Annotated in this window: 7 protein-coding genes; all 7 read right to left on the bottom strand. The window is 46.4% G+C overall.

The window, feature by feature from the left end; genetic code table 11:
* The coding region (locus tag IEW26_RS10705) for an S-layer homology domain-containing protein (protein WP_188592439.1) at positions 1-1,103 on the bottom strand (1,103 nt) is incomplete at its 3' end.
* A 929-nt stretch (positions 1,104-2,032) separates the two neighbouring features.
* Positions 2,033-2,638, bottom strand: coding sequence for a reverse transcriptase domain-containing protein (locus tag IEW26_RS10710; protein WP_229729803.1), 606 nt, complete (start codon positions 2,636-2,638; stop codon positions 2,033-2,035).
* A gap of 473 nt (positions 2,639-3,111) precedes the next feature.
* Complete coding sequence (locus IEW26_RS10715; RefSeq protein ID WP_188592440.1) at positions 3,112-5,595, bottom strand: bifunctional diguanylate cyclase/phosphodiesterase; 2,484 nt, start codon at positions 5,593-5,595, stop codon at positions 3,112-3,114.
* A gap of 295 nt (positions 5,596-5,890) precedes the next feature.
* On the bottom strand, positions 5,891-9,148 hold the full coding sequence (locus IEW26_RS10720; RefSeq protein WP_188592441.1) for an endo-1,4-beta-xylanase: 3,258 nt from the start codon (positions 9,146-9,148) through the stop codon (positions 5,891-5,893).
* A 375-nt stretch (positions 9,149-9,523) separates the two neighbouring features.
* Positions 9,524-10,555, bottom strand: a complete 1,032-nt coding sequence (locus tag IEW26_RS10725; protein ID WP_188592442.1) for a LacI family DNA-binding transcriptional regulator — start codon at positions 10,553-10,555, stop codon at positions 9,524-9,526.
* Positions 10,556-10,690: 135 nt separating this feature from the next.
* Positions 10,691-11,692 (bottom strand): globin-coupled sensor protein, encoded by a 1,002-nt coding sequence (locus IEW26_RS10730; protein WP_145403051.1) that lies wholly within the window; start codon positions 11,690-11,692, stop codon positions 10,691-10,693.
* 238 nt (positions 11,693-11,930) lie between these two features.
* On the bottom strand, positions 11,931-13,826 hold the full coding sequence (locus IEW26_RS10735) for a PrkA family serine protein kinase (RefSeq protein ID WP_145403052.1): 1,896 nt from the start codon (positions 13,824-13,826) through the stop codon (positions 11,931-11,933).
* Between the last annotated feature and the right edge of the window lie 331 nt (positions 13,827-14,157).

A 14,157-nucleotide genomic window follows, 5' to 3' on the forward strand; every position in this document is an offset into this window, starting at 1 on the left:
ATTGCAGCTGTTAATGCAGTTCCATTTGTGGTGTAATCTGCTGGATCTACATAGCTGTCTAATTGACCTCCAGCTGTTGTTTTTGCCGTTGCCAGGTCGTCAGCCGCTAGATCAGCATCTGATTTAATCGCATCAATTGCAGATTTCGCTGCCGCTAGTGCTGAGGCTACGCCTGCTTCATCTGTTGCTGCGTCAATATTGGCTTTACCCGTAGTGATTGCAGCTGTTAATGCAGTTTCATTTGTTATGTAATCCGCTGGATCTACATAGCTGTCTAATTGACCTTTAGCTGTTGTTTTTACTGTTGCTAGGTTGCCAGATGGCTGAGCAGGAGGAGCATAAATACCACCACCGCCACCACTGGATGGAGGTGCAGATGGAACGGATGGAGCAGGAGTTCCAGGTTTAGTTTCTGGTTTAGTTTCTGGCTTTGTTTCGTCTGGTTTTTGCTCTGGTTCAGTAGGTTCAGGAGTATTTTCGATAGCTGTTAATAGGTTCTTACCAAGAACAGCCGACATCTCACGATTAGTATTTCCTTTAGGGTCAAAGCTTCCATCTGGATTACCCTTGATTAAACCAAGTTTGTAACCTGCCGAAACATATGCTCTAGCCCAATCGGAAATTACATTTGCATCCGTAAAATGGAGTGGAGCATTTTCATTTAATTCGATTTCAACACCAGCACTTTGCAAAGCTCTAACTAAAATAACAACTGCCATTTCTCTTGTTATCGGTGCGTTAGGTGCAAATTTGCCTTGTCCAACACCGTTGATAATTTCTAGTTTGAAGGCAGCCTCGACGTAAGGAATAGCCCAATCAGATACATCATTAAAAGATGAAATCTTGTTATTAGTTTCAAGACCAAGTGCTTTAACAATAACAGTTACAAATTCTGCTCTTGTAAGCGTTCCTTTTGGGTTGAATTGTTCGTTTCCAATTCCATTGAGAATGCCCTTAGATTGCAATTCAATAATTGCATCTTTCGCATAAGAATTATTAATGTCTCTGAAGCTTGTACCAGATGTTTCAGCGAATGCAGTTGTTGTTATCATGCCTAGCAATAGGGAAGATGCCAAGGCACTAGCCACTACTTGTTTCTTCATTTGACTAATTTCTCCTTAAATTGTATTCCTCGCAAATACCAAAAAACAGGAAACCTATCGTTACTCCATAATAATTTTGATAATCATCTGTCCTGTAAAGGCTTTCTTGGAGAAAGATGTCCCCAGTCAATCATTGCATAAGTGCTAACGGGCATAATGCAACCTTACTGTGAGTTCATTTTGCGTTAGGTTGGCTCGTAATATAACCAACCTAATATTTCGTTCGTTTAGTTCACTTCCTTTCGAGCACACTTTGTGATCCAGCTTCAATTTTCTCCTACATTATGAGAAGCGTCAAGTAATATATAAATAGCAAAGTTTTTTAATTTATCTATTGATTATCTACTAATTAGCAAGAAACTCGGATGGTGATATTGTTGTGCATTAAATGAGCGTTTGTCTGTGTAGGATAACCATTGTAACAAACAGTTTTATTTTTTTCATAGACTATAGTCAACGTCTCTTTCTTATGTTCTCCCCAGACCTCTTTGTACAATGATCTTTGCAAAATTCCCGATCATTTTAAATGGTTATCTACTTTATACATCCGGGATATTCGTATTATTTGCTAGAACGTTTAGTCGCATTAATGGACTTTCTTTTCCCCTACAATTTTAGCAATTCTCGAAGGGGAAAAATAAATGGGAACCAACAGAATGTCTTGAGTATGTTGATGACAAATCATGCTCCCGGAGAATACTTAATAAAAGAAGACCTTTCTGATTTTTCAAATGAATTGATGACGCATCAAAAGGGATAAGTTAAACTATTAAGGAAGCACAGTGCTTACCATTAATGAAGCAGCTAAATCACATAAATGTTTTAGTTTGACACCCTTGATTTTTATTACCGCAGTCTTACTTCCATCTTCTTTACCTTGGTAATCCATAAATTCCCTGTGATCTTGGTAGCTTACAGGGAACAGGGTTTTAATTTTTTTCCTGCTTATTCTTAAATAAAAGCACCTTAGAGCAACGAGGACTGAGCTTCGTACAGTATTTCGACAGGTCGATTTCGACTGCATGTCCGTATCCCTTCTCCGCATAGGCTTTGACTTTTCGAATGGCTTGCTGTGCGCTTCGTCCCGGGCGGTAGCCGTAGCTTCCGTCCGAGAAGAGCGGCTCGAACAACGGTTGCAGTTGTTGTGCGATCGCTTGTTGAATCACCCGATCGATGACCGTCGGGATGCCCAGTTTTCGCTCGCCACTTCCGTCTGGTTTGGGGATTTTCTTGCGCCGCACCGGGCTTGGCTTGTAGCTGCCTTCCCGAATGCTTTGCAGAAGTTCCTCTCTGTTTTCGCGCAACCATGGCAACGCCATCCCCACGGTCATTCCGTCGATTCCCGGCGCACCATGGTTGCGTTTGACCTGTTTATACGCCCGGTTCAGATTGTCTCTGTTCAGGATGCGTTCCATCAGGCCTTTTGCACCTTCTCTTTCTCTACTTTCCCGAGTTTCGATACTCCGCGCTCCGGCATCCCCTTCGCGTTCCACGCCATCTCTTTGCCGGTAGCCCTTTCGGTATTCTGCTTTCACCGCATCGACTCTCCTTTCAGTCTGTACTCAAGACTTACGATTGTTCAGTCCTTCCCGAAAAAAAACTTCCGGTACTATGACCTCTGCTGACTTCTCACCACAAGCTTTACTCCGTCTTTCGGATTTTTTTTCCTACTTCACGTCAGTGAGACCTCCCCGGGTAAGAACGATAACCTTCCCTTCATCCATCTGCCACATCTACATCCTGGAATTCGGGCAGTATTGGACTTCGCTTTTGTATAGCAAGCTCGTCCGTTCCATCATGCCTTGTATGTGATTTCTGTTCGTCAGACCGAGGGTTTGCCTCCGGCTTCCTTCAGATTCCGCCTCGCGACGGACACCCTTGCCCTTGGCTAACAGTTCCTACTGCCAAGCCTGTAGCGGACTTTCACCGCCAAGTTATCGCCCATGCCGGGCGCACAACACAAAAGCGGCAAGTCCTGCTGAAAATCGGGAACTTGCCGCTTTCTATGTTATAAAGAATGAAGTGCCTCATTACTATTTCCGAGCATACGAAGCGGTACAAAGAAACTGTGCTCTACTTCGCTTGCCGGTAACGGTCGACTGAAGTAATATCCCTGAATTTCTCTGCAATCATTTTGCATCAGGATGTCCAGCTGTCCTTTGGTCTCAATCCCCTCGGCAATAACCTCCATCTTGAGGTTCTGAGCCATAGAGATAATCGTAGCAACGATGGCCTGATCGCTATGGCTTTCCGTAATGTCGGTAACAAAGGAGCGATCAATCTTGAGCTTGTGAATCGGGAAATGTTTCAAATAACTCAGGGAGCTGTACCCCGTACCGAAATCATCCAGACTGATCTTCACCCCAAGGGCAGTAAGCTCGTTCAGAATCGCCGTTGATACGGCAGCATCCATCATCATGCTCTCCGTAATTTCCAGCTCCAGATACTGAGCCTCCAGCCCCGTCTCGATCAATGCATTTTTGATCTGCTCCACCAGGTTCGATTGGTGAAACTGTTGACTGGACAAGTTCACAGATACCGGAATGAGCGGCCCGCCGCTGGAATGCCACAGCTTCATCTGTCTGCAGGCTTCCCGCAGCGTCCAGTTACCAATATCATAGATCAGCCCCGTCTCCTCGGCGAGCGGGATAAATACATTCGGTGCAAGCAGCCCTTTCATGGGATGCTGCCAGCGAATCAGAGCCTCGACTCCAATCATTCGGCTATCGTGAGTGCGAATCTGGGGTTGATAGTACAGCACCATCTCGTTTCGCTCCAGCGCTTTCCGCAGATAACCTTCCAGCTCAATCCGCTCATACAGTTCCGAGTCGAGCTGGGCTGTGTAGAACTGATAACCGTTCTTGCCATTTTTCTTCACTTCATACATTGCGGAGTCCGCATGTTTAATCAGCGCATCCGTTCCCGCCCCGTGCTCAGGATACATTGCAATCCCGATGCTTGCAGTAACATAAAAATCATTTTCCTTCAAACGATACGGCTGCTGGATCGATTCAACAACTCTTTCGGCAAGCCGAATAATCTCCTGCTCGTTCGCCTGCTCCCCTGTAACCACCATCGTAAATTCATCCCCGCCCATCCGGGCCAGCGTGACATTGGACATCGCCTGAGGATGAGATGCATCAATGGTGCTTACAATCCGGCCGCTAACTTCTTTCAGAAACACGTCTCCGATGGAATGACCCAGAGAATCGTTAATCATCTTGAAGCGGTCAATATCCATGACCATCACAGCGAATCTGGCTTGCTTTTCTCCGCAAACGTTAATCGTCTTAGCCAGTACCTCATCCAGTTTACGCCGATTAGGAAGCCCTGTAAGTGGATCATGCAGAGCCTGATGACGAATATTTTCCTGAGCCTGCGTTTCCTCCGTAATATCTTTGATCAGAATGTGGCTGCCCACATGGGTATCATCAATAATGACCGGGATGACCGCGATACTCAAGTCGAGAAGTTCATTTTGTGTATTTCTCATTTTTGCCGTATAGTGCTTCTGTTCCGTATCGTGACTATCCCATGAGTACATATTATCTTGGCTCGTGCACTCCACCTCTATTTGCTCTACGATCTGATGTATCGGGCGATCAATCACCTTTCTCTCAGGGTAGCCTGTGATCGTGCTTACCGCTGCATTAATCCCTTTGACGATGCCTTCTCTGTCCACCGAAATGATGGCATCCGAATGATTATGGTACAGCGCCTGATACCATTGCTCGTTCTCACGAATACGCTGATCCTTCTGGGACATCCGTTGATTGATAAAGTTTCCGAACAACGTAAGCCCAATCGCAATAATGGTGCCCGCAGCAATCAAATATGCGAGTACCTCTGACTCAATCTGTCGGGTCAACGTATCAGGAATTGCCGTACTTTGATGAAAACGAGCTGCTGCCATCCCGGTGTAATGCATGCCCGTAATGCCCACACCCATGATGAGTCCGCTGCCTATTTTGTAGACCCAGTCATGCTTCGAATCGCGGCGGTTAAAATAAAACATGAGCCATAGCGCCGCAAAGGAAGCCACAGCTGCAATGACAACCGATAAAGCCACAAGCATCGGCTTGTACGTCACCGGAGTAGACATCGCAGCCATCCCCACATAATGCATAGAGGTAATGCCAGTAGTCATAAGCAGCCCAGCAATCACCAGCCTGCTTATTTTATTAGACTGCCGTCCAGCAAAATCCAGCGCAACTCCCGATGCAGCAATAGCAAGCAGCACGGATAAAATAACTTTATCCGTCGAATAGGAAACGTGCATAGGCAGTACAAACGCAAGCATGCCCACAAAATGCATGGACCAGATCCCCAGTCCCATAGAGATAGCACCGCAAGCAATCCACCAGTGACGCGCCCTTCCGCTCGTCATGGATACACGGCCTGCAAGATCAAGTGCTGCATAAGAGGCTAACGAAGCAATGATATAGGATAAAATAACAAGTTGTAGATTGTATGTGCCATGTATGTGCTCCACTTACTCTGTCCTTTCAGCCGGGCAATACCTCATATGTATGTTTAAATGTAAAAAAGAAGCGAGTGCGCTGTCTGGATGACAGGCACTCCCTCCGCATCATTTGACTTTGCGACCAGCGACTTAGTCATAAGCCGATGGCATACATCTGAAACCCGCTTATGTTGAATGTCTATAGTCTAAACGTCCCAGCCCTGAAAATCAACACTTATTTCCAGAAGCAGAGCCTGTTTATCCCTCATTTACGGTGTTTCAGCGTAGTCTTAACAACCCTTTTCAGAGCTTGAAAACAACCATGCTATTTCTTCATCAGCAGCAAACTGCCGAAACCGGATGTATCCCTATATGAATTGCCCGATGGATCACTCCACATAAACACGCTGCTGCGTTTTCCGTCTCCTGCACCATCATCATTCACTTGCAGATCAAAACCAATCCATTTGCTTTCCTTGGCGCGCACATTTTCAAGTGGAATCGCCGCTTCAACAACATATCCTTCCTTCGTCAGACGGGTAGCTGATTTGAACAGCTCTTTGCGTGGGCTGCCGCCAAAGGAAGTTTCATTGTCGAAATTGACCCGGTACTGTGCATCGTCGTCCTCATAACTGCTCGACTGATTTTTGTTCAGATCAATAAAAAGCTCGATGGAATCCTGTTCATGTGCATTGGCGCTTTTTTTGCTAAGCAGCGGATCTTTGACTTCAGCCCATACATAAAGATACTTTTCATCCCACAGCAGCTTTGCCTTCGCCTTGGCACCGGAATTGCCTTCTACCTTGACGTCTGTTGCAATCGTCACAGCTTTCTTCCACAATTTATCTTCCTTGCCATCCACCGTTGGTGTTCCGTAGCTGACTTTAACTTGTTTCAAGCCAGAGCCTAGCTTGAGCTTGCCCCGATTCTCCGTTTTCTGCGGCTGTTGATTGTTCGTATCATTCCATACCACAATCGAGGTTTTGCTATTAGGCTGTTTATCTGTAATACGGAAATCGAGAGACAGTACCTTGCCTGCCGCCAGGTCAGCAGAGGATAACGGCAGGGATGCATAAACAACATATCCCGATTTGTTTTCCTTCACCTGATACAGCTTCTCATCCTTTCCTTTCCCGCCATCCCGGTTAAAGATGTATTGTCCGTCCTTCGGTGTGCTGTTTTTCTTGCCGGCGGCCATATCCTCCGGACTTACAAAAACCTCAACCTGATCACCTTTAAGACGTGTAGCATCCTTCACTTCAATGCGCAGATTCAGTTTTTTTCCATCCCATAACGTTTTTACTTCTCCTGTCGTGCCTGAAGCACCTTCGATAACATGAGAGAATGGCAAAGCTCTGACCGCTCCCCAGAGAACATCCTCCTGTCCTTTACGATCAGGCAAGGATATCTTCGCTTGGGGTGCAGTCCACTCGTTTCGATATACGGGTAACGTTGAAGGATCAACCAGTGCCCAATAAGCCGGTTTGGCTTTCAGCTTGCGATCAAACAGCAGTGGTGCATCTTTTCTGCCTTTGACAGGGAAATCATCCAGCCAAGTGCCGTCGTCCGCAAGTCCCCATAACGTTACACTGTCCATTATGCCGCGATCATCAAACTCCTTGAACAGATCAAACAGTGCACGATAACGATATGCCTGCTCGAGCATCATCTCGTCTGTAACCGGTTTTTCCTGCTCGGAGTTTCCGGAATAGATGGACATATCCAGCTCCGTCACTTGAATGTGAACCCCAAGAGCCGCAGCCCGGTTAAACGCCTCACGGATTTGCTTGAGGTCTGGTCCATACATGGATACATGCATTTGGAAACCAATGGCATCAATCGGTGTTCCTTTCGCCAGCAGCTTCTCTACAAGTTTAACCATGTCATTCATCTTGCTGACACTACCTTCAATGCCGTAATCATTGATGACCAATACCGCATCCGGATCAGCCTCTCGCGCATAACGGAAAGCCAGTTCAATGTAGTCACTGTCATCCCCGTCGCCGTCGACATCACCGATGATATCACGCCATTTCGAACCGCTTGCCTGATTACGCAGACCGCCACCGTCCGAGATAACTTCATTGACTACATCCCATGTGTGTACTTTACCTTTGTAACGGCTTACAATTGTTTGAATATGTGTTTTCATGCGCTTCAGCAGCTGTTCACGCGTCGCTGGCTTCGATGGATCATTTGGATCGGTGAAGAACCAATCCGGCACCTGGCTGTGCCAGAGCAGCGTATGCCCTCTCACCTGCATGTTGTTCGCAGCAGCAAAGTTGACAAGCTTATCCGCCTCAGACCAGACAAAGTTGCCCTCTGTAGGCTGCATAGCATCCATTTTCATGAAGTTGCCTGCCGTAATACTTTTGAAATGTTTCGTCAGCAGTTCAGAGTGCGGGTCTTTAGAGTCCAGTGCCGTCTGATCAATGGCAGCTCCAAGCGCATACGAAGTACCTAGCGTCTTAGCCAAGTCCGGAATATTTTTCTCGATAGCAATCGCTTCGGTTGCAGTAATCTGTACATCATCAATATAAAACGGAATCGTGTCTGTCTCCGTCACTTCGGAAGACTGCTTCCACGGTGTTTCGGCATACATACGCAAGCCGCTGATGCCTGTGCTTTCCGCTGGCACAATAATGTCTGCTTCAATTTTCTTCCACTGGCCTTTGTTCAACGTTGTGGAAGCAAACGTAGCATATTCAAGGTTTGCTGTGTCACCATTAAACTCCTTTTCCAAGGAGCCGTTAATGACTTGTGTTGCCGGTCCTTCATCATACATCGCCCAGAAGGAGATATGAACCGTGCTTCCCTTTTGCAGATAAGGCAGAACCTCTACAAGCGGCCCATGATAGGTCTCACTGCGGGAGGAGGTTTTCAAGCTGCGGTTGCTGTTATGTCCGATGCCGCTGACAACCTCCAGCTTCTCCGTACCCCGGGCACGCCAGTTGCCGATATTCCCATCTTCAAAATCGGCCTTGAACAGCACTTGGCCTGGTTCTCCCGGCTCACCCGGATTCTCCGGTGCAGGTTTAACGAAACGAATCTGGAATTCGTCCAGCAGGTAAGCAGCCTTGGCATCTGTGCTTTCCAGATAGAGGAGCAGGTTGCTGCCTTGCTCATAGCTGTACTGACCCTGCAGCTTCACCCATTTCTGATCCGTCACTTGCTCAGCTGCGTTGACCTGATCATATTGCGTTTCCCCATTACCATCCCGGCGCTCCACAGTAAATTTCAGATCAGCCGGAGCTGAGCCAGTTACCAGCTTCACGTAACCGGATATTTCCACAACTTCATTCTTATGAACGACATCGCTCAAGGAAAACGCAGGACCATTCCAAGCCTCTGTACGACCCGTTGTTTGCAGGGACTGTTTGCCTTGATACGCCTGATCAGCTGTCACATCAACCTTCACTCCACCTCGGGCTGTCCAGCCTTGCGTTCCATCTTCAAATGAATGAGATAACAGAATATCCCCCGCATTCGCTGCGCTTGCCTTCCATTCTCCTGCTCCGAGACCTGGCAGCAAGCTAACCATCAAAACTGCTGCCAAGCATAACCTCAACCATTTTCCCCGCACGTAAACTCCTCCTTATGAATTTCTTCATCCATCCTGTAACGCGGTCAAACATCAGGCTTTTCACGACACACTTCTGCATGCATGGATATCCTCTGCTGGTTTTTTCGCTGGCAACCGACAACATGATTGCACGGATGGGATCAGGAACATTCAATGCACGGTCCTTAAACCTCCTCAAGTGAGCCCGATAATGCCCTGGGGAACCTGCCCTTCAATAAAAGTAAGCGGTTACATAATCAAATTTATGCCATTGTACCTTTTACTGTAAATATGGAGATTTAGTGTCTAACCCCCTCTTTTTATATTTTTGGTTACCTTTGTTGTGTTCATATGACAAAAAAACTGACTTGCCTGCCTCATTAAAAAAGCACAGCCTTATGGCTGTGCAGGTGCTTCAGAATACATTTCATTCACAGGTGCTGTCGTTTGACGAACAATCAAATTCGAAGGCTCCGTAACCACTGGCGGTGTGTAAGAAGGATTTTCAATCATAGCAATCAGATATTCTATCGCCCGAATGCCGATCGTATAAATGTTCTGATTCACCGTTGTTAAACTTGGTTTGAACACTTCCGCGTAATACGTATTATCAAAGCCCACGACTGAAATATCCTCCGGTACACTAAAACCATGCTTCTCAATCTCATGAATAGCGCCAAAGGCAGACATATCCGATGCACAGATGATACCTGTAGGCTGCTCGCGCAGAGCCAATAAACGCCGTGCCGCCTTTGCACCACCATCAAAGGAATAATCACATACCTCGAGATATATCGTTGCATACGGAATGCCACATAAACGAAGTCCTTCCTTGTACCCATCCAGACGCAGATTAGCTACAGCAGGTCCCAGCGTGCCTGAAATGTAAGCAATTTTACGATGCCCCAGCTCATAGAGATGTTTGACCGCCATGGCAACCCCGTTAACATTGTCCGTTGTGATGTATCCTGCACGCTTGCCAAACAAATCTGTGTCAATAAACATGGTTGGAATCTCGGCTGCAACCAGTTCCTGAATACTTGTATTTTCCCGGCCTTCCCCGAAAACAACAACACCATCCACGTTTCGGCTGCGGCAATGCTTAATAAATGAATATGTAGGGTCATCAAATCTTGTAGATAAGCGAACGAGATCATAACCGCTGTTTTCCAAAGCTGTTTTAATACCTTCAAGTAATTCGGCAACAAACGGATTCGTAAACGGAACGGTAAGCAGCACACCCACTGTCCATGAACGGCGCTTAACCAGTCCACGCGCGACCACATTGGGTTGATATTTCAATAATTCGATGGCTGAATTCACTTTTTTACGTGTTTTTTCGCTAACATCCGGGTAGTCATTTATTACTTTGGAAACGGTTGCAACGGATACGCCCGCTTCTTTGGCCACATCATGGATAGAAGCCATCTAATCACCTCAACCTCTTCATAAATCGCCTGTCTTCGGCTATATTATCTATACCATTGGCAGGTTTGTCTACTCATTATAGCTTATTACATGCCCAAACGGTAATCGATGCACATGAACCTCAGGGAATTCATGTTACTGCTCCAATTTTTTCAGATCCAGCGCCAGCTTCTCCATCGTTGTCGCAAATACGGCAAGTTCGGATGAACGTGAAGCCTGGCTTCTTGCGCCCTTGGATGTACGCTCGGACTCCAACTGCACACTGCTCAGTTTTCTCATAATCTCCTGCAGATTGGCCTGAATTTTACCTTGTGCCTCACGGGAGCTGGCAGCCAGTTTGCGAACCTCGCTTGCGACCACTTCAAATCCGCGACCAAACTCTCCTGCGTGCGCTGCTTCAATCGCAGCGTTCAAACCGACAAGATGACTTTGATCCGAAATCTCACGAATAAGCTCCCCCATTTTGCCTATTTGATGAATCTCTCCCGTCAATTCCTCCAGAAGTGTATGCGCCTGCTCCTGAGATACAGCCGTTTCATTGGCTACACTCGAGATGGACATTGCATTTTCGTTCAATTCACTAATCATGCCCGTAAGCTGTTGGGTAATGTGCGTAATCGCCAGCAGTGTATTATTCTGATCCGCTGCAAGCTGGTGAAGCTTCTCTTTTTCTTTTTTCTCATATGCTTCAAGCACCAGCTGTGAATCCAGATTAAACATTTTACTTAATGCCTGTACAACCAGATGCCATGAATCCGGAATAACCTGCTGAAATATACTTGTTGCAATATCCAAATAAACCATATATGTACCCAGATAATAATCTTCAGATAAACCGATTCGGGAATGAACCAATCCGATTGCAATGCGCTGCTCAATATAAGCATCGTCCACAATGCCGTCTGTCATGGACAACCAGTACATTCGCTGCGTTTCCTTCAACCGATCGATATTAGAGAAGCGTGCAATCAGTTCCATCAGTTCCGGGTAATTGCCTACATGATTGTAGAAATGATCCACCACTTCCTCAACCACCTTCTCAAAGACAGGCCGATGGTCCGCAAGCAGCTTCAAATCCCGTGCACCTAAACCCATATAATCCAATTGCTTCTGCCGATCTGCTGAAATGCTCCCCATATCTGATTAGATCAACTCCTTGTCATTTTTTATTCCTAATTGTAAATATGTTAATTGATTATAGACTAAAATACCTAAACATTCATATACCATAAGAACTAATTCACTTGGAAATCATAATAATTTTTGTAAAATGTTATTTATTTGGGACTCAACCTCAATATAAAAAGGCCCTGAGATTGCTGCGAAGGAGCCTCGCAGCAAATCTACAGGACCTAGTTCGGAATGGTGCAGCATTTTAGCGGTTAAGCAGACTCCCTACGTATCGCAGTAGTTCATTCGCGCTAGCAGCCGTATAACCGTGCTCTTCAATAAGGCGTTTGATTACTTCATTCATCCGTTTCAATTGCGTGGCATCCGGTGTTTTCGTAGAGGTTGTAATCTTCACGATGTCTTTCAGATCAGCGAAAAGCTTCTTCTCGATGGCTTCCCGCAGACGGTCATGACTGCTGTATTCGAACTTGCGCTCTTTACGGGAGTATGCCGAGATCCGAATTAGAATTTCTTCGCGGAACGCTTTTTTGGCATTTTCCGAAATGCCGATCTGTTCCTCAATAGAGCGCATCAGACGCTCATCCGGGTCCATCTCCTCATCTGTCAGCGGATCACGAATTTTCGACCAGTTGCAGAAGGCTTCGATGTTATCGAGATAATTTTCGAATAATGTTTTTGCCGATTCCTCAAAAGAATAAACAAAAGCCTTCTGCACTTCCTTCTTCGCCAGCTCGTCATACTCTTTGCGAGCCAATGCGATAAAGTTCAAATAACGCTCACGCTCTTCCTTTGTAATGGATGCGTGCTGGTCCAACCCATCCTTGATGGCACGCAGGATATCCAGCGCGTTAATGCACTGAAGATTTTGCTTGATCAAAGCGCTGGATATCCGGTTGATAACGTAACGTGGATCAATTCCGGACATGCCCTCATCCAAATATTCATTTTGCATCTCGCGCAGATCTGCTTCCTTGTAACCCTCAACCTCTTCACCGTCATACATCCGCATTTTTTTGACAAGGTCCATGCCTTGCTTTTTCGTTTCTTTCAATCGGGTAAGTATGCTAAAAATAGCTGCCGTACGCAGCGCATGCGGTGCAATATGCACATGCTTCATATCACTTTGCTGAATCAGCTTGGCATAAATCTTCTCTTCTTCCGACACCTTCAGGTTATACGGAATCGGCATAACAATCATCCGGGACTGCAACGCCTCATTTTTCTTATTGGAAATAAATGATTTATACTCGGACTCGTTGGTGTGTGCCACGATCATCTCATCCGCGCTAATCAATGCGAAACGACCCGCTTTGAAGTTACCTTCCTGTGTCAGGGAAAGCAGGTTCCACAGAAACTTTTCATCACATTTCAGCATCTCCTGAAACTCCATCAGACCCCGATTGGCCTTGTTCAGCTCGCCGTCAAAACGGTACGCCCGCGGATCGGATTCCGATCCAAATTCGGTAATCGTGGAGAAGTCGATGCTGCCTGTGAGATCGGCAATGTCCTGTGATTTCGGGTCCGAAGGGCTAAAGGTACCGATCCCTACCCGGTTATCCTCGGAGATGATGACACGTTCCACCCGCACTTTACTAATATCGCCACCATACTCCGTCCGTACTCGCATCTGGCAGGACGGGCACAGATTCCCCTCAATGCGAACACCAATCGCTTTCTCAACTTCGGGGCGAAGCTCCAGCGGAATGAGGTGCAGCGGCTCCTCGTGCATCGGGCAGCCTTCAATCGCGTAGACCGCCCCCTTTTCCGTACGTGAAAATTGCTCCAGTCCCCGTTTCAACAACGTTACCAGTGTGGACTTACCTCCACTTACCGGCCCCATCAGCAGCAAAATCCGCTTTCTTACATCCAGACGGCGTGCAGCGGAATGAAAATACTCCTCCACCAGCTTCTCAATGGAACGATCCAGTCCAAAAATCTCCTGCTCGAAAAATTTGTATCGCTTATGTCCCCCGACCTCTTCTACGCCATACGATTCAATCATCTGATACACTCGTGCGTGAGCCGTCATTGCCGGAGTCGGGTCCTCCTTCAGCAGTGCAATATAGTCTTCAAATGTTCCGTTCCATGACAAACGGTCACTCTCTGCCCGATATTCCGCAACGCGTTCAAAAATATTCATGCTTGGTACCTCCCATGGCTCCTTTAGTGTGATTGTCAACCATTCCGAATGGTATGAAGAAATCAATAGAGTTGCAGCTCCTGCTTGAATACCCTTCTGCGGTCCGGCTTAGTCCCGCTGGTTTGATGCAAACGTCTTTTAAAGATGTGAAAAGTGTATTACATACCTATGCGGCAACTTGGATAAGTTGACCTCTTTTTTTCAAACCTTCACCCTGAATTTTACGTATGCCCTGTTCTATCAGACCTCTTGTGACCTCAGAAAAAAAAGCATCAATATGCTATAATAAAGGTTCTATTGAAAAAAGCGGACAATGCCATCAGGCATACAC

Source organism: Paenibacillus silvae (assembly GCF_014639235.1).
Taxonomy (GTDB): Bacteria; Bacillota; Bacilli; order Paenibacillales; family Paenibacillaceae; genus Paenibacillus; species Paenibacillus silvae.